At 71.1% G+C, this 17,708-nt stretch carries 22 protein-coding genes; all 22 read left to right on the top strand.

Annotated elements, in window-relative coordinates:
• Positions 1–259: 259 nt before the first annotated feature.
• The 22 genes from AC1UE5_RS21895 to AC1UE5_RS21790 all read left to right on the top strand — a co-directional run bounded on the left by AC1UE5_RS21895 (position 260) and on the right by AC1UE5_RS21790 (position 17,652).
• Positions 260–1,675 carry a flagellar hook-length control protein FliK gene (locus AC1UE5_RS21895; protein WP_482927558.1) on the top strand — a complete coding sequence of 472 codons (1,416 nt, stop codon included), beginning with the start codon at positions 260–262 and terminating at the stop codon, positions 1,673–1,675.
• Positions 1,675–2,142: a flagellar hook capping FlgD N-terminal domain-containing protein gene (locus AC1UE5_RS21890; RefSeq protein WP_482927556.1), complete on the top strand. Its 468-nt coding sequence runs from the start codon at positions 1,675–1,677 to the stop codon at positions 2,140–2,142. The genes AC1UE5_RS21895 and AC1UE5_RS21890 overlap by 1 nt, the downstream gene beginning before the upstream one ends.
• Positions 2,139–2,522 (top strand): TIGR02530 family flagellar biosynthesis protein, encoded by a 384-nt coding sequence (locus AC1UE5_RS21885; RefSeq protein ID WP_482927554.1) that lies wholly within the window; start codon positions 2,139–2,141, stop codon positions 2,520–2,522. The genes AC1UE5_RS21890 and AC1UE5_RS21885 overlap by 4 nt, the downstream gene beginning before the upstream one ends.
• A 72-nt stretch (positions 2,523–2,594) precedes the next feature.
• Positions 2,595–3,437, top strand: coding sequence for a flagellar hook-basal body complex protein (locus tag AC1UE5_RS21880; protein ID WP_482927552.1), 843 nt, complete (start codon positions 2,595–2,597; stop codon positions 3,435–3,437).
• A 12-nt stretch (positions 3,438–3,449) separates the two neighbouring features.
• Positions 3,450–3,671 carry a flagellar FlbD family protein gene (locus AC1UE5_RS21875; protein ID WP_482927550.1) on the top strand — a complete coding sequence of 74 codons (222 nt, stop codon included), beginning with the start codon at positions 3,450–3,452 and terminating at the stop codon, positions 3,669–3,671.
• A complete protein-coding gene (locus AC1UE5_RS21870) occupies positions 3,668–4,474 on the top strand; it encodes a flagellar motor protein (protein ID WP_482927548.1) in 807 nt (268 codons plus the stop codon). Before AC1UE5_RS21875 ends, AC1UE5_RS21870 begins: the two co-directional genes overlap by 4 nt.
• A gap of 4 nt (positions 4,475–4,478) precedes the next feature.
• Positions 4,479–5,321: an OmpA/MotB family protein gene (locus tag AC1UE5_RS21865; RefSeq protein WP_482927546.1), complete on the top strand. Its 843-nt coding sequence runs from the start codon at positions 4,479–4,481 to the stop codon at positions 5,319–5,321.
• On the top strand, positions 5,321–5,770 hold the full coding sequence (locus AC1UE5_RS21860) for a flagellar basal body-associated FliL family protein (RefSeq protein ID WP_482927544.1): 450 nt from the start codon (positions 5,321–5,323) through the stop codon (positions 5,768–5,770). The genes AC1UE5_RS21865 and AC1UE5_RS21860 overlap by 1 nt, the downstream gene beginning before the upstream one ends.
• Positions 5,771–5,822: 52 nt before the next feature.
• The gene (fliN, locus tag AC1UE5_RS21855) at positions 5,823–6,191 is read left to right on the top strand and encodes a flagellar motor switch protein FliN (RefSeq protein WP_482927543.1); all 369 of its coding nucleotides are present in this window, start codon (positions 5,823–5,825) and stop codon (positions 6,189–6,191) included.
• A 67-nt stretch (positions 6,192–6,258) separates the two neighbouring features.
• The gene (gene fliO, locus AC1UE5_RS21850; protein WP_482927541.1) at positions 6,259–6,834 is read left to right on the top strand and encodes a flagellar biosynthetic protein FliO; all 576 of its coding nucleotides are present in this window, start codon (positions 6,259–6,261) and stop codon (positions 6,832–6,834) included.
• Positions 6,831–7,478 (top strand): flagellar type III secretion system pore protein FliP, encoded by a 648-nt coding sequence (gene fliP / locus AC1UE5_RS21845; RefSeq protein WP_482927539.1) that lies wholly within the window; start codon positions 6,831–6,833, stop codon positions 7,476–7,478. Before fliO ends, fliP begins: the two co-directional genes overlap by 4 nt.
• Positions 7,478–7,756 (top strand): flagellar biosynthesis protein FliQ, encoded by a 279-nt coding sequence (gene fliQ, locus AC1UE5_RS21840; protein WP_482927537.1) that lies wholly within the window; start codon positions 7,478–7,480, stop codon positions 7,754–7,756. Before fliP ends, fliQ begins: the two co-directional genes overlap by 1 nt.
• Before the next feature lie 6 nt (positions 7,757–7,762).
• Positions 7,763–8,548 (top strand): flagellar biosynthetic protein FliR, encoded by a 786-nt coding sequence (locus AC1UE5_RS21835; RefSeq protein ID WP_482927535.1) that lies wholly within the window; start codon positions 7,763–7,765, stop codon positions 8,546–8,548.
• On the top strand, positions 8,548–9,621 hold the full coding sequence (flhB, locus tag AC1UE5_RS21830) for a flagellar biosynthesis protein FlhB (RefSeq protein ID WP_482927533.1): 1,074 nt from the start codon (positions 8,548–8,550) through the stop codon (positions 9,619–9,621). Before AC1UE5_RS21835 ends, flhB begins: the two co-directional genes overlap by 1 nt.
• A gap of 24 nt (positions 9,622–9,645) precedes the next feature.
• Positions 9,646–11,730 (top strand): flagellar biosynthesis protein FlhA, encoded by a 2,085-nt coding sequence (flhA, locus tag AC1UE5_RS21825; RefSeq protein WP_482927531.1) that lies wholly within the window; start codon positions 9,646–9,648, stop codon positions 11,728–11,730.
• Positions 11,731–11,747: 17 nt separating this feature from the next.
• Positions 11,748–13,292, top strand: a complete 1,545-nt coding sequence (locus AC1UE5_RS21820; protein ID WP_482927529.1) for a hypothetical protein — start codon at positions 11,748–11,750, stop codon at positions 13,290–13,292.
• Positions 13,289–13,909, top strand: a complete 621-nt coding sequence (locus AC1UE5_RS21815; RefSeq protein ID WP_482927527.1) for a flagellar brake protein — start codon at positions 13,289–13,291, stop codon at positions 13,907–13,909. The genes AC1UE5_RS21820 and AC1UE5_RS21815 overlap by 4 nt, the downstream gene beginning before the upstream one ends.
• Positions 13,909–14,298: a hypothetical protein gene (locus tag AC1UE5_RS21810; protein WP_482927525.1), complete on the top strand. Its 390-nt coding sequence runs from the start codon at positions 13,909–13,911 to the stop codon at positions 14,296–14,298. The genes AC1UE5_RS21815 and AC1UE5_RS21810 overlap by 1 nt, the downstream gene beginning before the upstream one ends.
• Positions 14,295–14,507, top strand: coding sequence for a hypothetical protein (locus AC1UE5_RS21805; RefSeq protein WP_482927523.1), 213 nt, complete (start codon positions 14,295–14,297; stop codon positions 14,505–14,507). The genes AC1UE5_RS21810 and AC1UE5_RS21805 overlap by 4 nt, the downstream gene beginning before the upstream one ends.
• A 36-nt stretch (positions 14,508–14,543) precedes the next feature.
• Positions 14,544–15,704, top strand: coding sequence for a glycosyltransferase family 2 protein (locus AC1UE5_RS21800; protein WP_482927521.1), 1,161 nt, complete (start codon positions 14,544–14,546; stop codon positions 15,702–15,704).
• Positions 15,705–15,857: 153 nt separating this feature from the next.
• Positions 15,858–16,646, top strand: coding sequence for a flagellin N-terminal helical domain-containing protein (locus AC1UE5_RS21795; RefSeq protein ID WP_482927519.1), 789 nt, complete (start codon positions 15,858–15,860; stop codon positions 16,644–16,646).
• Between the two features lie 217 nt (positions 16,647–16,863).
• On the top strand, positions 16,864–17,652 hold the full coding sequence (locus tag AC1UE5_RS21790; protein WP_482927517.1) for a flagellin N-terminal helical domain-containing protein: 789 nt from the start codon (positions 16,864–16,866) through the stop codon (positions 17,650–17,652).
• Positions 17,653–17,708: the final 56 nt, after the last annotated feature.

Raw genomic sequence — 17,708 nt, 5'->3', positions numbered from 1 at the left:
TCGTGATCGGCAGACCGCCGCGAAACCTGCGCCGTTCGCGCGTGCCCGGACGCCAGGTCGAGGCGGAAGTCGGACATCGCTCGGACGAACGTCCAGAGGAAGAGGACCTCCGAGTCAAGGACCGGGCGGTGCGCCCGATGACCCGGCCGTACCCATGTCGATGCGTACCTCTGCCACCACAGCGCCCCCCGCGCCGCCGGAGCCCAGCTCCCGCGGCAGCGCCAGGGGCGCGGCGCCCCCGGGCAACGACGCGTTCGCGATGTTGCTCGAGAGCACCCAGGCCCGGACCGCCACCGCGGAAGGCCCCAAGACCGACACGCCGCGCCCGACGAGCGCGGCGGATCGCGACCAGGACGTCACGTCGCGCGCCGATCAGGCGCCGGCCGACGTCCCCGTGCCGCCGCTCGACCAGCCGGTCGCGCAGCAGCCGGTCGAGCCGGCCCCGCAGCAGCAGGGCCAGCCCACACCGTCGCAGCCCCAGGGCGAGCAGCCGCAGGCGCCGAGCGCGCCCGCGGTCGATCCCGCGCTCCAGTCGCCGGCCGGTCCGGCGACCGAGGCCACGGCCACGCCGGCCCAGCCGGCCGCGGCCACGCTCCTCGGCGCGCAGCAGGCGCAGATGCCGACGGCCGCTCCGGCCGCCGCGCAGGCGCCCGCCACGCCCGCCGTCGGGACCGCGCAGGCGCAGCAGCCCACGCAGCTGCCGGCCGATCCGGCCGCGCAGGCCGCCGTCCCCGCGCAGCCGCAAGCCGCGCAGGCGCCGGCCACGCAGCCGCAGGGGCTGCCCACCGACCAGGCGCAGCAGCAGGCGCAGGCCGCTCCGGCGGACACGACCGCCACGCAGCAGCAGCCCGACGCGACGGCCGAGCAGCCGCAGGCCGGCACCGCGCAGACCGCGCAGCAGGGCGCCGGCACCGGCACGAACACCGGCCAGCAGCAGGGCCAGGGTCAGCCGTCCGGCCGGCCCGCCGGCGCCGAGGCGCCGCAGGCCCAGCCGCAGGCGGCGTCCGCGCCGGTCGAGGCGCCGGCCCAGGCCCCGGTGCAGGCGGCGCAGCCGTCCGCACAGGCCGCGGAGCAGGTGGCCGAGACGGCCGAGCCCGCCCCGGTGTCCCAGCCGACCCCGGCTGCCACGCAGCCCACGTCGCAGAACATCGCGTTCGGCGCGCCGGTCACGGCCGCCGGGCCGGCCTCCGCGGCCGGGGCGATGCGCAGCGGCGCGGTGCCGCTGGCCAGCGCGGCCGAGGCCGTGCAGAACGCCCTGCAGATCGCCGCCAAGAACGGCATCACGCGGGCCAAGCTCCACGTGCACCCGGCCGAGCTGGGCGCCATCGAGCTGCACCTGCGTCACACCGCGAGCGGCCTGACCGCTCGCGTGATCGCGGACTCGCCCGAGGCCGCGGCCCACCTGCAGGAGAACGCCGAGGCGCTCAAGCAGGTGCTCGACAACGCCGGCGTCGGCCTCCTCGGCCTCGACATCGGCGCGCGCGGCGACCAGCAGCCGCAGCACACCTTCGCCGGCCTGGCCGGCGGGGCGTTCGGCGACGCCTCCCAGCGCTTCGGCTCCGGCCGGCGCGGTGGTGGCTCCGCCGGCGCCGACGACGCCGAGCAGGTCGTCGTCCCTGTCCGCCAGCGCCTGCCCCTCCCGGGGACCGGCGCCCTCCTCGACGTGATCGCGTAATGGCCATCTCCCCCATCCAGGACCTCAAGGACCTGACCACCATCACCGGGCCGAAGCGGGAGCCCAAGGGCACCCTCGGCAAGGACGACTTCCTGATGTTGATGATCGGGAAGCTCCAGAACCAGGACCCGATGAACCCGACGGACGACACGCAGTTCATGGCCCAGATGGCGCAGATGACGTCGCTGGAGCAGATGACGAACATGTCCGTCGCCATGTCCCAGACGCAGGCGTTCGGGATGCTCGGCAAGACCATCTCGTACACCGACGGGAGCGGTGAGGTGAAGGTCGGGACGGTCGACAAGGTCGTCCTCAACGGCTCCAAGGTGACGCTGAAGGTCGGCGAGGACGACGTGGCGCCGGACAAGGTCGGATCGGTCCTCAACGGCACGGGCGAGACGCCGACTACCGGTGAGACGCCGCCCGCGACCGACCCGCCCGCGACCTCCGAGACGCCCCAGCCGTGACCTTCGTCGACCCCCTTCTGACGCCGAGCGCCGCTCAGCCGACCGCCCCTGCGGCGCCGGCCGACCGGACCCGGACCGCTCCCGCGAGCGGGCCGGGGTTCGGCGAGGTGCTCGCGCGCCGCACGACTGGCCTGCAGTTCTCGGGCCACGCGCTGCAGCGCGTCGAGCGCCGTGGCATCGACCTCTCCCCGCAGACGCTCCAGCGGCTGCAGGAGGGCGTCGACCGCGCCACCAGCAAGGGGGCCCGCGAGTCCGTCGTGCTGGTGGACGGCACCGCCTTCGTGGTGTCCGTCCGCAACAAGACCGTCATCACGGCGGTCGACCACGCGCACATGCGCGACCACGTCTTCACGAACATCGACAGCGCCGTCATCGCCTAGCGATCGCAGCGCCTTCGGAACCCCCTTACCCCACCCTCCCCCGGAAAGAAGGAGCCCCCAATGCTTCGAGGCATGTACTCCGCCATCAGCGGCCTGAAGATGCACCAGGCGATGCTGGACGTCACGGCGAACGACATCGCGAACGTCAACACCATCGGCTACAAGAGCAGCCGCACGACGTTCACCGACCAGATGGCCCAGCTGCAGGGCGCCGGCACCGAGCCGGGCGCCGCCACCGGCGGTCAGAACCCGGCCCAGATCGGCCTCGGCGTCCAGTTCGGCTCGATCGACTCGGTCATGGGCAACGGCGCCTTCCAGTCGACCGGCAACAACCTCGACCTCGCGGTCAAGGACGACGGCTGGTTCCGCGTGACCACCGACGGCCCGGACGACCCGACCCTCGCGACCGGCGCGCCCGCTCAGGCCGAGGCGTTCACCCGCGCCGGCAACTTCAACCAGAACTCGCAGGGCTTCCTCGTCACCAAGGGCGGCGCCTACCTGCTGGGCAAGGAGACGGCGGACCCGACCTCCGCCGACGTCTACCTGAAGATCCCGGCGACCGGCACGAACGTGACCGTCGGCTCCGACGGCGCGGTCCGCTACCTCGACTCGACCGACAACACGATCAAGACCGCCGGCTACGTGACGCTGGCCCGGTTCTCCAACGAGGCCGGCCTCGAGCGCGCGTCGACCAACCTCTGGCAGGTCTCCGCGGCCTCCGGCGGCGAGATCGTCGGCGTCCCCGGCGTCAACGGCGTCGGCACCGTCCAGTCCGGCGTCACCGAGATGTCGAACGTCGACCTCGCCAACGAGTTCACCGAGCTCATCTCCGCCCAGCGCGGCTTCCAGGCCAACTCCCGCGTCATCTCCACGAGCGACTCCGTGCTCGAGGAGCTGGTGAACCTCAAGCGCTAGCGGTAACGACCGATGATCCTGCTGCACCGCCTGGGGCGTGACCGCACGCCGTTCCACCTGAACGCCGACCTCATCGTCACCGTCGAGGCCAACCCGGACACCGTCGTGCATCTCGCGACGGGGGCCAACCTGGTCGTCATGGAGACGCCTGAGGAGGTCGTCGCCGAGGTCCGTTCCTGGCGGCGCAGCACCTTCCCGATCGCACTCTCCCCCACCTCCCGGAACTCCTCATGAAGGCCTCAGCGGCAGTCGGCCTGGGCATCGCGTTCGCGTGCCTGGCGGTCGGCGACATCATGGGCGGCGGCAGTCCGCTCCACCTCTTCAACCTCTCCGCGTTCCTCGTCGTGATCGGCGGCACCGCGGGCATCACGCTCGCGGCGACGTCGATGGAGCAGTTCAAGAACATCCCGAACCTCTACAAGAAGGCCCTCGGGACCGCTCCGCCCGACTACCGCGCCGAGGTCGATCGCATCGTGGCCTTCGCCGAGAAGGCCCGCCGCGAGGGCCTGCTCGCGCTCGACGCCGAGGTCGGCCAGATCGAGGACGACTTCGTCCGCAAGGGCATGCAGCTCGTCGTCGACGGCACCGACCCCGAGATCGTCCGCGAGATCCTCGAGGCCGAGATCGACGGCATGTCCGCCCGGCACAAGGAGGGCGCCGAGCCCTTCGTGCAGGCCGGCGGCTACGCGCCGACCATCGGCATCCTCGGCACGACGATGCACCTCGTGCTCATCCTGAAGAGCCTCGACAACCCCGAGACGCTCGGCCCGATGATCGCGGCCGCGTTCATCGCGACGCTGTACGGCGTCGGCTCGGCGAACGCCGTCTACCTGCCGATCGGCGCGAAGCTGAAGGCCCTCTCCACGCAGGAGCAGGCGCTGAAGACCATGATCGTCGAGGGCGTCCTCGCGGTGCAGGCGGGCGAGAACCCGCGCATCATCGCGGACCGCCTCATGACCTTCGTGCCTCCGAACGAGCGCGAGGCCGACAAGAAGTCCGGCGGCGCGGGCGAGCCCGAGCTGGCGCAGGCGGCCTAGTCCGATGGCGGGTCACGGCAAGAAGGGCCGCCGCGGCGGCCACGAGGAGCACGGCGGCCACGACGAGCGCTGGCTCGTGTCCTACGCGGACATGATCACGCTGCTCATGGCCATGTTCCTCGTCCTCTGGTCCATGGCGAGCATCAACACCTCGAAGTTCGAGGCGCTCTCGCAGTCGCTCAAGGAGGCCTTCTCCGGGAAGATCCTCCCGGGCGGCTCCGCGGTGATGAACACCGGCTCGTCGTCGGACTCCAACGAGAAGCCGACGGCCGAGGACCCGATCCAGTCGATGAAGGCGATCACGCCGACGACGACGACCAAGAGCGAGGCCACCAAGGCGTCCGAGGAGTCGGAGGAGCTCGAGAAGCTCAAGAAGGAGATCGACCAGTGGACCCAGACCCACGGTCTGAGCAAGCAGGTCGAGACCCAGATCGCGCGCCGCGGGCTCATCATCCGCGTGCTGACCGACGACGTCCTCTTCGCCTCCGGCAGCGCCACGATCAAGCCGGGGGCCGACCAGCTCCTGGACCAGGTTTCGAGACTGCTCAAGACCCAGGTCACGAATCCGATCCAAGTTGAAGGCAACACCGACAACGTCCCCGTCAGCGGCCGCTACCCCAGCAACTGGGAGCTGTCCACCGCGCGGGCCACGGAGGTCACCCGGAACCTGATCCGGCGTGGCGTCTGGGCCGGGCGGCTCGGGGCCACGGGCTACGCGTCCGAGCACCCCATCGCCTCGAACAAGACAGAGGCGGGGCGCAAGCGCAACCGCCGCGTGGAGATCGTCGTGCTGCGCAAGTACACCGGCCAAGGAGGCCAGAACGGGACCCAGGGAGGGACCAAGTAATGCAGGGAAAGATGAAGTTCATCCTGCCGCTCGTCGCGCTCGTCGTGCTCGGCGTCGGCTACAAGACCGTCCTGGCCAAGCCGGCCGAGAAGGTCGAGCCCAAGATCCACGGACAGCTGTACGTGATCCCGAAGGAGTTCCTGATCAACCTCGCGGACCAGCGGTACGCGAAGCTGACGGTCGCTCTGGAGGTCTCCCACGACGAGGTGCTCGTCGCGGAGGCCGGTGGCCACGGCGGCGGCTCCACCGCCCCCGAGGGCTGGGGCACCATGCCGCAGGAGTCGGTGATCCGCACGCTCGTGACGGACACGCTCACCGGCATCGACGGCGACAAGCTGATCGAGGCCGAGTCGCGCGAGAAGCTCGCCAAGAAGCTGCTCAAGAAGATCAAGAAGCACTCCGACGTGAAGGCCGAGCACGTGCTCTTCACGGACGTGGCCGTCCAGTAAGCGGCCACTGACGCCACACCACGACCCACACCACTCCAGCGAGTCATCCCCCATGCACGAAGACGTCCAGCTCGAGGCCCTCGAGGCCGCCCCTGGCACGGAGCTCGCCCCGTCCGACGCCATGATCCCGGCGCCGGCCGAGGGCGACGCGAACGACCTCGCCCGCCTGCACGACGTGCCGGTGGAGCTGACCGTCGAGATCGGGCGCACCCGGATGACGATCGGTGAGACCCTGGGCCTCGGCCCGGGCGCCATCGTCTCGCTGAACAAGCTGGCCGGCGAGCCCGTCGACCTCCTGGTCAACGGGACGCCGATCGCCCGCGGCGAGGTCGTGGTGATCGACGAGGAGTTCGGGCTCCGGATCACCGACGTGGGCGCGGGCATGGCGCGCCTCGGCGGCGGCGAGGAGCACGCGGCCTAAAGCTGCGGCGGGGACGTCCGACCAAGGGGGAGGCTCCGGAAGAACCCCGGACGGAGCCAGTCCCCCGATGCAGACGTCCCCCTCCGTCATCCTGCGCGCCTCCGCGGCGTGCCTCACCACGTGGCTGCTCGCCGCGCCGGCCGCCCTGGCGGCTTCCGGCACGGGCGAGAACACGCCGCTGAACCTCGACGACACCCCGTCGGGCTCCCCCGCCGAGAAGGCCGCCGAGACCGGCGGTGGCGGCGGCATCGCCCGCATGGTCGTCGGGCTCGCGGTCGTCCTCGGCGTGATCTACGGGCTCTCCTGGGTCCTCAAGCAGATCAAGTCCTCCAAGGAGGAGGAGGCGACCGGCCACGGCATGACGCAGGTCTCGAGCCTGCCGCTCGGCCCCGGCCGCTCCGTCCACCTCCTGCGCGTCGGCGACGAGCTGCTGCTCGTCGGCTCGGCCGAGAAGGGCGTCACGCCGCTGCGCCGCTACGGCCTCGAGGAGGCCGCAGCGACGGGCCTCATCGCCGCCGGCGACGACGGCGAGATCATCGAGGGCCACACCTCCGAGCCGAAGATGGGTGGGCGGGGATCGATTCCTCAGCTCATGACGGGCAACCTCGTCGAGGCCATCCGCCAGCGGACGGTGCGGCGATGAGCGCGGCCGAGATCGACGGCGGGAACGCCCTGCAGATCCTGCTGCTGGTCGGCGGGGTCACCCTCATCCCGGCGCTGCTGTTCTGCGTCACCAGCTTCACCCGCATCCTGATCGTCCTGGGCTTCATCCGGACGGCGCTCGGCACCCCGACCGCGCCGCCGAACCAGGTCCTCGTCGGCATCGCCCTCTTCCTGACGCTCTTCGTCATGGCGCCGACGTTCAACACGATCAAGGAGAACGCGTACGAGCCCCTCCAGAAGGGCGAGATCACGCAGGCTCAGGCGCTCAAGGAGGCCGAGGCCCCGCTGCGCGACTTCATGTTCAAGCAGACGCGCAACGACGACCTGAAGCTCTTCATCGGGATGAGCGACATGGAGGACAAGACGCCCGAGACGCGCGCCGACGTCCCCACCCACGTCCTGATCCCCGCCTTCATCATCAGCGAGCTCAAGACCGCGTTCCAGATCGGGTTCCTGATCTTCCTGCCCTTCCTGATCATCGATCTGGTGATCAGCTCCGTCCTGATGTCCATGGGCATGATGATGCTCCCACCGGTCTTCATCTCGCTGCCCTTCAAGATCCTCCTGTTCGTCCTCGTCGACGGCTGGAGCCTCGTCACCAAGTCCCTCGTGGAGTCCTTCTGATGAGCAGCGACACCGTTGTCAGCCTCGGCACCGACGCCATGACCCTCGCGCTGAAGGTCGGCCTGCCGATCCTCGCCGTGGGCCTGATCGTCGGCCTCCTGATCTCGGTCTTCCAGGCCGTCACGCAGATCCAGGAGCAGACGCTCACGTTCATCCCGAAGATCCTCGCGACGATCGCCGTGATCATCATCGCCGGCCCGTGGATGCTCGACCAGATGGTCGTGTACGCGCACGACCTCTACGGCCAGATCCCCGAGATCGCCGGCCCGAGCAACTAGCCCGCCGTGGACCTGAACGCGCTCATCCAGGGCGTCGGGGCCAGCCAGCTCGTCGCGTTCATGCTCGTGATCGCGCGGGTGGCCCCGCTGTTCATCTTCGCCCCGCTCTTCTCGTCGAAGATGCTGCCCTTCCGCATCCGCGGCATCGTCGCCGTCGCGATCGCGATCGGGCTCTCGCCGATGGCGCTCGGCAGCGGGCAGCCGCCGCTCGACGCGCTCGGCATCTTCGAGCTCGTCATCAAGGAGCTCATCGTCGGCATGGCGTTCGCGTTCGTGATCGGCGTCCTCTTCTACGCGCTGCAGGCCGCCGGCGGCTTCCTCGACACGATCGTCGGCTTCGCCTTCGGCGCCTCGATCGACCCGATCTCCGGCAACCAGGGCACGGTGCTCGGCCAGTTCTACGGCCTGATCGGCGTGGCGATCTTCGTCACGATCGGCGGCGCCGACATGGTCATCCGCGGCCTCGGCGAGACGTACCAGCTCGTCCCGCTGCTGGAGTTCCCCGACCTCGACCGCCTGCTCACCGGCGTGTGGGGCTCGTTCGTCGGCATCTTCACCGCGGCGATCCAGATCATCGCGCCGGTCCTCCTGGCGCTGGTCCTCACCGACCTCGGCTTCGGCCTCATCACCCGCGTCGTGCCGCAGCTCAACGTCTTCTCCGTCGGCATGCCGGCGAAGGTCCTCGTCGCGTTCTTCCTCATCATCGCCTCGCTCCCGTTCGTCGCGGGGTACGTCGGCGACGAGCTCGAGCGCTCCGTGCGCGTCGCGCTCAGCTCGCTGGGGGTGAGCTGATGTCCGCCGAGGCCGGGGAGAAGACCGAGAAGGCGACACCCAAGAAGCGCGAGGACGCGCGCAAGAAGGGCACCGTCGCCAAGTCGATGGACATCAACGGCTCCGTCGTGCTGCTGGCCGGCATCGGGGCGCTCATCGCGACGGGCTCGGCCACCTACAACCGCCTGGCGACCGCGATGAAGGAGATGTTCGTCCACATCGCCGACCCGAGCATGGTCTCCGACCACGGCATCGGGACCCTCTTCGGCGAGCTGGGCAAGGCCGTCGGCCTCTCCGTCGCGCCGATCGCGGCCGCGGGCCTGTTCGCCGGCGTGATCGCGTCCGTCGCGCAGGTCAAGTGGAAGCCGTCCGGGCAGATCATCAAGCCCGATCCGAAGAAGCTGAACCCGGTCTCGGGCGCCAAGAACCTGTTCGGTAAGCGGGCGCTGTTCGAGCTCCCGAAGAACATCCTCAAGGTCGCCGTCGTGGGCGCGGTCGTCGCGATGATCCTGCTCCCCAGCATCACCGAGGTCGCCGCGCTCGTGGGCATGCCGCCCGTCGAGCTGATGAGCGTCCTCGTGAAGAAGATCCTCACGCTCGCGCTCTGGGCAGCCGCCGCTTACCTCGTCATCGCGGCCGCCGACTACGGCTACCAGAAGTACGAGACCGAGAAGAACCTGAAGATGACCAAGGAAGAGGTCAAGCAGGAATTCAAGAACATGGAGCAGTCGGCCGAACTCAAGGGTGCGATCAAGCGCAAGCAGATGGGGGCGGCCAGAGCACGGATGATGGCCGACGTCCCCGAGGCGGATGTGATCGTGACCAACCCGACGCACTACTCCGTGGCCCTCAAGTACTCCCCCGACAAGTCCGCCCCCGTCGTCGTGGCGAAGGGCAAGGACATCATCGCCTTCAAGATCCGCGAGATCGCCGCCGCCAACGGCGTCCCGATCGTCCCGGACCCGCCGCTCGCCCGCTCCCTCCACGCCTCGGTCGAGGTGGGTCAGATGATCCCCGAGGACTTCTTCCAGGCCGTCGCCTCGCTGCTGGCCTACGTCTACCGCACCGCCCGGCGCGCCCCGGCCGCCGCCTAGCCCAGCCCCACTCGTCCCCCCGAGATGAACGCCCTCTCCAAGATCACGAAGCACACCGATCTGCTCGCCGCCGCCGGCGTCGTGCTGATCGTGATGATGCTCATCGTCCCGCTGCCCCCGGCGCTGCTGGACGTCTTCATCGCGCTGAACATCGCGATGGGCCTCGCCATCCTCACGGCGACCCTCTACCTGCCGCGCGCGCTGGACTTCTCGGTCTTCCCGAGCCTCCTGCTGATCACCACCATGTTCCGGCTGGCGATCAACGTCTCGGTCACCCGCCTGATCCTCCTCCACGGCGACGCGGGCCACATGGTCCACGCGTTCGGCGACTTCGTCGTCGGCGGCAACGTCGTGGTCGGCCTCATCATCTTCACGATCCTCGTGGTCATCCAGTTCGTCGTGGTGACGAACGGCGCCGGCCGCGTGGCCGAGGTCGCCGCGCGCTTCACCCTCGACGCGATGCCCGGCAAGCAGATGGCGATCGACGCCGACCTGAACGCCGGCCAGATCTCCGACGAGGAGGCGCGCAAGCGCCGCGACGAGGTCGCCCGCGAGGCCGAGTTCTACGGCGCGATGGACGGTGCCTCGAAGTTCGTCAAGGGCGACGCGATGGCGGCCGTGATCATCACGATCATCAACCTCCTCGGCGGCATCATCGTCGGCGTCGTCCAGCAGGGCATGTCGATGGGCGACGCGGCGCACACCTTCTCGCTGCTGACCGTCGGCGACGGCCTCGCGGCGCAGATCCCCGCGCTGCTCGTCTCCGTCGCGACCGGCATCATCGTCACCCGCTCGGCGTCCGAGAAGGACCTCGGCAACGACATCGCCGACCAGATCGGCAAGAACCGCAAGGCCCCGATGGTGGCCGGCGTGGTCGTCTGCCTCTTCGCGCTCGTCCCGGGCCTGCCGAAGCTGCCGTTCCTCGTGGTCGGCGCGATCTTCATCGCGATCGGCTGGAACCTGAGCAAGAAGGCCAAGGCGGAGGAGGCCAAGGAGGCCGAGCAGGCGCTCGCCGCCGCCGACGCGCCGCAGGGCCAGCTCCCCGCGCCGCGCGACGCCGCCATCGAGGCGCTCACGGTCGACCCGCTCGAGCTGGCGATCGGCTTCGGCCTCGTGCCGCTGGTCGACGCGTCCGCCGGCGGCTCGCTCCTCACCCGCGTCTCCGCGGTGCGCCGCCAGATCGCCTCCGACCTGGGCGTCGTCGTCCCGCCGGTGCGCATCCACGACGAGTTCTCGCTCGAGTCGCACGAGTACGTCGTGCGTGTCCGCGGCACCGAGGTCGCCCGCTCGCGCATCATGCCGGGCCACCAGCTGGCGATGGACCCGGGCGACGCCTTCGGCGAGCTGCAGGGCCTGCCGACCGTCGAGCCCGCCTTCGGCCTCCCGGCCGTGTGGGTCCCCGAGCAGGGTCGTGCCGACGCGGAGGCCCTCGGGTACACCGTGGTGGACACCGAGTCCGTCATCGTGACCCATCTGACCGAGACGATCCGCCAGCACACCGCCGATCTGCTGACCCGCCAGGAGACCCGGCAGCTGCTCGACCAGCTGAAGGAGCACAATGCAGCCGTGGTGGACGAGGTCGTTCCGGACGTGCTCTCCGTCGGCGAGATCCAGCGCGTGCTGCAGAACCTGCTGCGCGAGGGTGTCTCGATCCGCGATCTGGGCCCCATCGTGGAAGCGGTGGGCGACAAGGCACGCCTGACCCGCGACCCCTCCGTGCTGGCCGAGTACGCCCGCCAGGCGCTGTCGCGCCGCATCGTCGCCCCGTACGTGGACGTCGAGGGCACGCTCCGCGCCATCGCGCTGGATCCGACCGTCGAGCGGGAGATCGCGGACGCGATCGCCCAGACGCCGGACGGCGAGGTGCTCGCGCTCGACCCGACCCGGGCCCACGCCCTCGTCTCCACGCTGCAGGTCCAGTTCGACCACGCGGCCGGGCTCCGCCCCGTGCTGCTGTGCTCGAGCCGCGTGCGCCGCCACCTGCGCCGGCTCGTCGAGCAGGCCATCCCGCAGCTGCCCGTCTTCGCGTACCAGGAGGCGCCTCCGGGGCTGCGCGTCGAGACCGTCGGCATCGTCGGCGGTGACCCGGTGGAGGCGCTGGCGGCGTGACCGAAGGAGGATCCGACGTGCCCGAGACCGTGACCTACCGTGGACGCTCGCTGGAGGAGGTGCTGCCCAAGATCCGCGAGGAGCTGGGGCCGGACGCCGTCATCGAGCGCCAGCGCACGGGGCTCGTCGGGGGCGTCGGGGGCTTCTTCCAGCGCGAGATGGTCGAGGTCGACGCGCGCCCGGCCAGGCCGGGCGAGTCCGCCGAGATGCCCGGGCAACCCAACGGCGGCTCGCTCAACATCCTCGCCGGCGCCGACGAGGAGGACGACCTCCGCGCCGCCACCCGCGGCGTCGACCCCCCCACCCCCTCGGCCGGTCCGTCCTTCACGCCCGCCGACCGCGAGGAGCAGCGCGAGGAGGGCCTCTCCGCCCCCGCGATGCAGCGCATCGCGCGCCAGAGCGAGCCGTTCGCCGACCTCCTGCGCGACGCCGAGGCCGACCTCCCGCCGGTGCGCGATCCCGCGCCGACCGCCGGAGAGCCCCAGCCTGCCCGGCCGGAGCCGGTGGAGGCCGAGGCGGAGGAGGAGCAGGACTGGGACGCGTGGGGCGACGAGCTCGCTCCGCCGCGCAAGCCGTCGCCCGGCGGGTCGTTCGCCACGAACGCGTACCGCACCGCCGGCACCGAGCCGACCGAGCCCGTGGAGGAGCCCGCGCCGCTGGACGTGCCCGAGGCCGCCGAGCCGCCGCGCATCACGCGCGCGCCGCGCACGGCGCCCGAGCCGACGCCGGAGCCTGAGCCCACGCCCGAGCCCGCAGCCACCGCGCCGCCCAAGCCCGCCGCCGCCCCGCGCGAGCTGCCCACGGCCGGCCCGCAGCTCGAGGCCAAGCTCGTCGACGCCGGCCTCTCGCCTGCGGTCGCCAACGCGATCGTCGCCGAGGCCCACCACCACGCCGCGCCGTTCGCGACCACCACGCGCGGCGGCCTGAAGAAGCTCGTGCGCCAGACGCTCGCGCGCCACATCCCGGTCCAGGCGGGCTTCGGCACCGCCGGCCGCACGATCGCGCTCGTCGGGCCCGCGGGCTCGGGCAAGACCCGCGCCGCCGCCGGGCTGGCCGCCGCGTACGCGGCGGGCTCGGACCTCGCGGTCGTCGCGATGAGCCTGCGGCCGCGCGACGTCGGCGCCGAGCTGACCGAGCTGCTCGACCCGCACAACGTGACCGTCCGGCCCGTCGACGACGGCGGGCAGGCCAAGACGCACCTCGGCGCCCGCGCGGGCGAGGCCGTCGCGATCGTCGACACGCCGGCCGTCTCCGCCCGCGACAAGGACGCGATCGCCGCGATCGCCAGCGAGCTGGCCGCCGCCGGCGTCACCGAGGTCCACCTCGTGCTGCCCGCGACCGTCTCGCGGCCCGTCGCCGCCGCCGCGCTCGCCGCCTTCGCCCCGCTCTCACCCGCCGCCGTGCTGGTCACGCACACCGACGAGACGGACCACCTCGGCCCCATCGTCGATGTGGCCATCGAGCAGGGCGCACCCCTCTCGTACCTCGTCAGCGGACCCGACCTCACGGGTGAGATCGTCCTCGCCGACCCTGCCGCGCTCGCACAGCGCCTCGTTCCATGACCCAGCACTCCCACGTCGCACCCGGCCAGCCCGTCACCCTCGAGCTGGAGAAGGCCGGCACGTTCAACGCCCAGGTCGATGCCGTGCTGGAGGACCGGCTGCTGCTGATCCCGCTCGCCAAGCTGCCCATCGAGCGCCACCGCATCGTCGGCCTCGCCGCCGACGCGTTCGTCGCCACGCCGCGCGGCGTCTGGCGCGCCGCGGGCGTGATCACCTCGTGCGACGAGGGGGAGCGGATCGAGATCGGCTTCGCGGAGTCGCCCGTCGTCGACCAGCGCCGCGAGCACGTCCGGATCGAGACGCGCCTGCCCGGCCTCATCGTCGCCCAGGGCGAGGAGGGCCAGTCGACGCTGCACACCTTCACGCTCGACGTCAGCGGCGGCGGCATCCTCGTCGCGGGCGCGGGCACCGAGCCGATCGGCACGCCGGTCTCGCTCCAGGTCCGGCTCCCCGACCGCATCCTCGAGACCGAGGCGGTCATCGCGCGCCGCACGCCCGAGGGGCACGTGGGCCTGAAGTTCGAGGGCATGTCGACCGGCCAGCGCGAGGCGCTGGTGCGGTGGATCTTCGAGCGCCAGCGCCTGGCGCGCGCCGCCGAGCGGAGACGCGAGGTCTAGTGGCCAAGAAGGCCGACAAGAAGCAGGGCAAGAAGGGCGCCGAGACCGAAGCGGCGCCGATGATCTCCGTGTCGGCCCACCCGCGCGCGCAGCGCTCGATCCTGCGCGCGAAGGCCTACGCCGGCCTGGTCGGGTTCGTCCTCGTCGGCTTCTTCTCCTACCAGGCCGGCGTCGAGCCGTTCGAGGTCGGGCTGCGCGCGCTGATCGCGGGCATCGTCTGCTACCTCGTCGCGTGGTTCGGCGCGGTCGCGCTGTGGCAGCGGCTCGTCGTCGCCGAGGCGCAGGCCGAGGCCGACCGCATCCGCGAGGCCCACGAGGAGGCGCTCGCCGCGATCCGGGCCGCGGAGGAGAAGGTGGCCAAGGAGAACGAGGAGGACGCGGCCGCATGACGATCCAGCCGATCCACTTCCCCTCGACCGCGCGCGACGGGCTGCGCGAGGTCGAGCCGGTGCATCGCCGCCGCAAGGTCGCGGACGAGCACGAGCACGAGGAGCCGCGCGACGAGCGCGAGCCCCACGAGCACCCCGAGCCGCGCGAGCGCAAGCCCGAGGTCGACACGGTCGTCGACGCCGACGGCCACGTCGACGTCCTGGCGTAGCTCAAGAGACGCCGCCTGGCGTCGATTCCAACGGGCATGGACCGCGTCGCCGTCATCGTTCCCCTGCCCGAGACCGAGAGCCAGGCGCTCGCCGCGCTGACCGCCCTCGCCCAGCTGCCGGAGGCCCCGGCGCACGACGTCGTGCTCGTCGACACCTCCGCGGGCGCGCTCGACGCGCTGCTCGCGCGCGTGGAGGGCGACGTCCAGGTCCTGCGCTCGAGCGACGCCGCCACCGTCGTCGCCGCCTTCGCGCTCGGCGCCGCGAACACCGACCACGACGTCCTCGCGGTCATCAGCGCCGACGCGCGCCCGCAGGGCGACTGGCTGGCGCCCCTCGTCGCCGCGCTGGCGGCCCCGAGCACCGTCGCCGTCACGAGCGCCGTGTCCGGCGCCGACGGCGTCCACGCGCTCGCCGTCCGCCGCACCGAGCTCGCAGCGTCCGGGCCGGCCACGCTGGCCGCCGCCGACCTCACCGGCCTCGCGCTGGCGCTCGCCGCCCGCGGCGCCGTCAAGCCGGTCCCCGCCTCGGTCGTCACGATCGACGTCCCGCAGGTCGTCTACGGCGACCCGCACCGCCCGCTCGAGCTCTCGATCGTCATCCCGACGCTGGAGGCGACCTCCGAGCGCGTCCGCGGCTGCCTCGACGCGATCGCGGCGAACACGACGGTCGCGCACGAGGTCATCGTGATGCACAACGGGCCCACGCCCCAAGGCTTCGCCGCGCCGGTCAACGCCGGGATCCGCGCCGCGCGCGCGCCGTACGTCGTCGTGATGAACGACGACGTCGAGCCGCTGCCCGGCTGGTGGGAGCCGCTGCGCGCCGCGCTGGACCGCGGCGCCTCCGTCGCGTTCCCCTACACGCTGGAGGGCTTCAACCGGCCCGACTTCGCCGCGTGGTGCTTCGGCATGACGCAGGCGACGATCGCCCGCCACAGCTGCGCGCCCGGCGAGTTCTTCGACCCGCGCCTCGTGGTGCACTTCCAGGACACCGACCTGATGGTGCGCCTCCAGGACGCCGGCGAGCCGCCGGTGCAGGTGATGGAGTCGACGATCCGCCACGGCCTCTCGCAGACGCTGGGGACGAAGTCCCCGGAGCTGCAGCGCTGGCTGGTCGAGCAGGTCGCGCGCGACCAGGAGCACTTCGTGGCCAAGCAGCCCGAGGCGTTCGCGCGCATGAAGTTCGCCGTCATCCAGTAGCGGGCGAGCGTCTTCGCGCCACCCGCCTGGACGTTCGGCGGAGGTGGCGCGAAGACGTCATAAAGGCCGCGACATAAGGGCCGAATACCGGGAGGCAAGTAGGAGCGACATGGAGTCGCTCGGGACAACCCCACACGTCAAGGAGACGTACGCATGGCCCTCCGTATCCAGAACAACGTCGAGGCTTTCAACGCCCACCGCAACCTGACCGGCACCAGCAGCAAGTCGGCCAAGGCGATGGAGAAGCTCTCGTCCGGGTACCGGATCAACCGCGCGGCCGACGACGCCGCCGGGCTCGCCATCTCGGAGAAGATGCGCGCGCAGATCTCGGGTCTCAACCAGGCTCAGCGCAACGCCAACGACGGCATCTCGCTCGTCCAGACGGCGGAGGGTGCCCTCACCGAGGTGCACTCCATGCTGAACCGCGTCCGCGAGCTCAAGGTGCAGTACGACAACGGCACCCTGAGCGACCAGGACAAGACGGCGATCGCTTCCGAGGTCACGGCGCTCAGCTCCGAGATCTCCGCGATCGGCACCGAGACGAAGTTCAACGGCAACAAGCTCCTCGCGGGCTCGTCCTTCGACTTCGTGGTCGGCGCCGACGGTGAGAAGATCACCGCCGCCGCGTTCTCCCTGGGCTCGAAGGTCCCGGCGACGATCTCGCTGGGCTCGGCCACCACGGGCACGATCGACACGTACATCCAGGACGTCTCGACCGCGCGTGCCGACCTCGGCGCCGTGCAGAACCGCCTCGAGCACCGGCTGAACAACCTCGCGACGTACCAGGAGAACCTGACCGCGTCCGAGAGCCGCATCCGCGACGTGGACATGGCGCAGGAGATGGTCAACTTCTCCAAGCTCCAGATCCTCTCGCAGGCCGGCACCTCCATGCTCGCGCAGGCCAACCAGTCCTCGCAGGGCGTCCTCTCGCTCCTGCGCTAGGTCTGACCGACCTGTTGTAAGCCTCATCGGGGGATGAGTTGCGGCAAGGGCCGCCCTTCGGGGCGGCCCTTCCGCGTTTTATGGCGCGCAGACGTCCATTGGTGTCCAGTTCCGCCCGCGCGTGCTTCATGTCCGCGGGCCCGGCGCCGAGTGATGCGGTCGTAAGGGCGACAAGGAGTCGCCGAGACCGTCCATCACACGTCAAGGAGACGTACGCATGGCCCTTCGCATCCAGAACAACGTCGAGGCGTTCAACGCCCATCGCAACCTGACCGGCACGAGCACCAAGTCGGCCAAGGCGATGGAGAAGCTGTCCTCGGGCTACCGCATCAACCGTGCCGCCGACGACGCGGCCGGGCTCGCCATCTCGGAGAAGATGCGCGCGCAGATCGGCGGCCTGGCGCAGGCGCAGCGCAACGCCAACGACGGCGTCTCGCTCGTCCAGACGGCGGAGGGTGCCCTCACCGAGGTGCACTCGATGCTGAACCGCGTCCGCGAGCTCAAGGTCCAGTACGACAACGGCACGCTCAACGCGCAGGACAAGGCCGCCATCGCCTCCGAGGTCACCGCTCTGTCGAGCGAGATCTCCGCGATCGGCACCGAGACGAAGTTCAACGGCAACAAGCTCCTCGCCGGCTCCTCCTTCGACTTCGTCGTGGGCGCCGACGGTGAGAAGATCTCCGCTGCCGCGTTCTCGCTGGGCTCGAAGGTCCCGGCGTCGATCTCCCTCGGCACCGCGACCACCGGCACGATCGATCAGTACATCCAGGACGTCAGCACCGCGCGTGCCGACCTGGGTGCGGTCCAGAACCGCCTCGAGCACCGTCTGAACAACCTCGCGACGTACCAGGAGAACCTGACCGCGTCCGAGTCCCGCATCCGCGACGTGGACATGGCGCAGGAGATGGTCAACTTCTCCAAGCTCCAGATCCTCTCGCAGGCCGGCACCTCGATGCTGGCCCAGGCCAACCAGTCCTCGCAGGGCGTGCTCTCGCTGCTCCGCTAGGCCCGGTCGACCGACCTGCCGTACCGATGAGGGCGGCCCTTCGGGGCCGCCCTTCG

Source organism: Parviterribacter multiflagellatus, assembly GCF_056863265.1.
The sequence above is the reverse complement of the archived record's forward strand: the minus strand, read 5'-3'. Positions and strand labels throughout refer to the sequence as shown.

What these genes read in the sequence shown, in the direction of transcription:
- AC1UE5_RS21895 (WP_482927558.1), top strand. Translation starts at nt 260, where the DNA reads ATGTTGCTCGAGAGCACCCAGGCCCGGACCGCCACCGCGGAAGGCCCC.
- AC1UE5_RS21890 (WP_482927556.1), top strand. Translation starts at nt 1,675, where the DNA reads ATGGCCATCTCCCCCATCCAGGACCTCAAGGACCTGACCACCATCACC.
- AC1UE5_RS21880 (WP_482927552.1), top strand. Translation starts at nt 2,595, where the DNA reads ATGTACTCCGCCATCAGCGGCCTGAAGATGCACCAGGCGATGCTGGAC.
- AC1UE5_RS21875 (WP_482927550.1), top strand. Translation starts at nt 3,450, where the DNA reads ATGATCCTGCTGCACCGCCTGGGGCGTGACCGCACGCCGTTCCACCTG.
- AC1UE5_RS21870 (WP_482927548.1), top strand. Translation starts at nt 3,668, where the DNA reads ATGAAGGCCTCAGCGGCAGTCGGCCTGGGCATCGCGTTCGCGTGCCTG.
- AC1UE5_RS21865 (WP_482927546.1), top strand. Translation starts at nt 4,479, where the DNA reads ATGGCGGGTCACGGCAAGAAGGGCCGCCGCGGCGGCCACGAGGAGCAC.
- AC1UE5_RS21860 (WP_482927544.1), top strand. Translation starts at nt 5,321, where the DNA reads ATGCAGGGAAAGATGAAGTTCATCCTGCCGCTCGTCGCGCTCGTCGTG.
- fliN (WP_482927543.1), top strand. Translation starts at nt 5,823, where the DNA reads ATGCACGAAGACGTCCAGCTCGAGGCCCTCGAGGCCGCCCCTGGCACG.
- fliO (WP_482927541.1), top strand. Translation starts at nt 6,259, where the DNA reads ATGCAGACGTCCCCCTCCGTCATCCTGCGCGCCTCCGCGGCGTGCCTC.
- fliP (WP_482927539.1), top strand. Translation starts at nt 6,831, where the DNA reads ATGAGCGCGGCCGAGATCGACGGCGGGAACGCCCTGCAGATCCTGCTG.
- fliQ (WP_482927537.1), top strand. Translation starts at nt 7,478, where the DNA reads ATGAGCAGCGACACCGTTGTCAGCCTCGGCACCGACGCCATGACCCTC.
- flhB (WP_482927533.1), top strand. Translation starts at nt 8,548, where the DNA reads ATGTCCGCCGAGGCCGGGGAGAAGACCGAGAAGGCGACACCCAAGAAG.
- flhA (WP_482927531.1), top strand. Translation starts at nt 9,646, where the DNA reads ATGAACGCCCTCTCCAAGATCACGAAGCACACCGATCTGCTCGCCGCC.
- AC1UE5_RS21815 (WP_482927527.1), top strand. Translation starts at nt 13,289, where the DNA reads ATGACCCAGCACTCCCACGTCGCACCCGGCCAGCCCGTCACCCTCGAG.
- AC1UE5_RS21805 (WP_482927523.1), top strand. Translation starts at nt 14,295, where the DNA reads ATGACGATCCAGCCGATCCACTTCCCCTCGACCGCGCGCGACGGGCTG.
- AC1UE5_RS21800 (WP_482927521.1), top strand. Translation starts at nt 14,544, where the DNA reads ATGGACCGCGTCGCCGTCATCGTTCCCCTGCCCGAGACCGAGAGCCAG.
- AC1UE5_RS21795 (WP_482927519.1), top strand. Translation starts at nt 15,858, where the DNA reads ATGGCCCTCCGTATCCAGAACAACGTCGAGGCTTTCAACGCCCACCGC.
- AC1UE5_RS21790 (WP_482927517.1), top strand. Translation starts at nt 16,864, where the DNA reads ATGGCCCTTCGCATCCAGAACAACGTCGAGGCGTTCAACGCCCATCGC.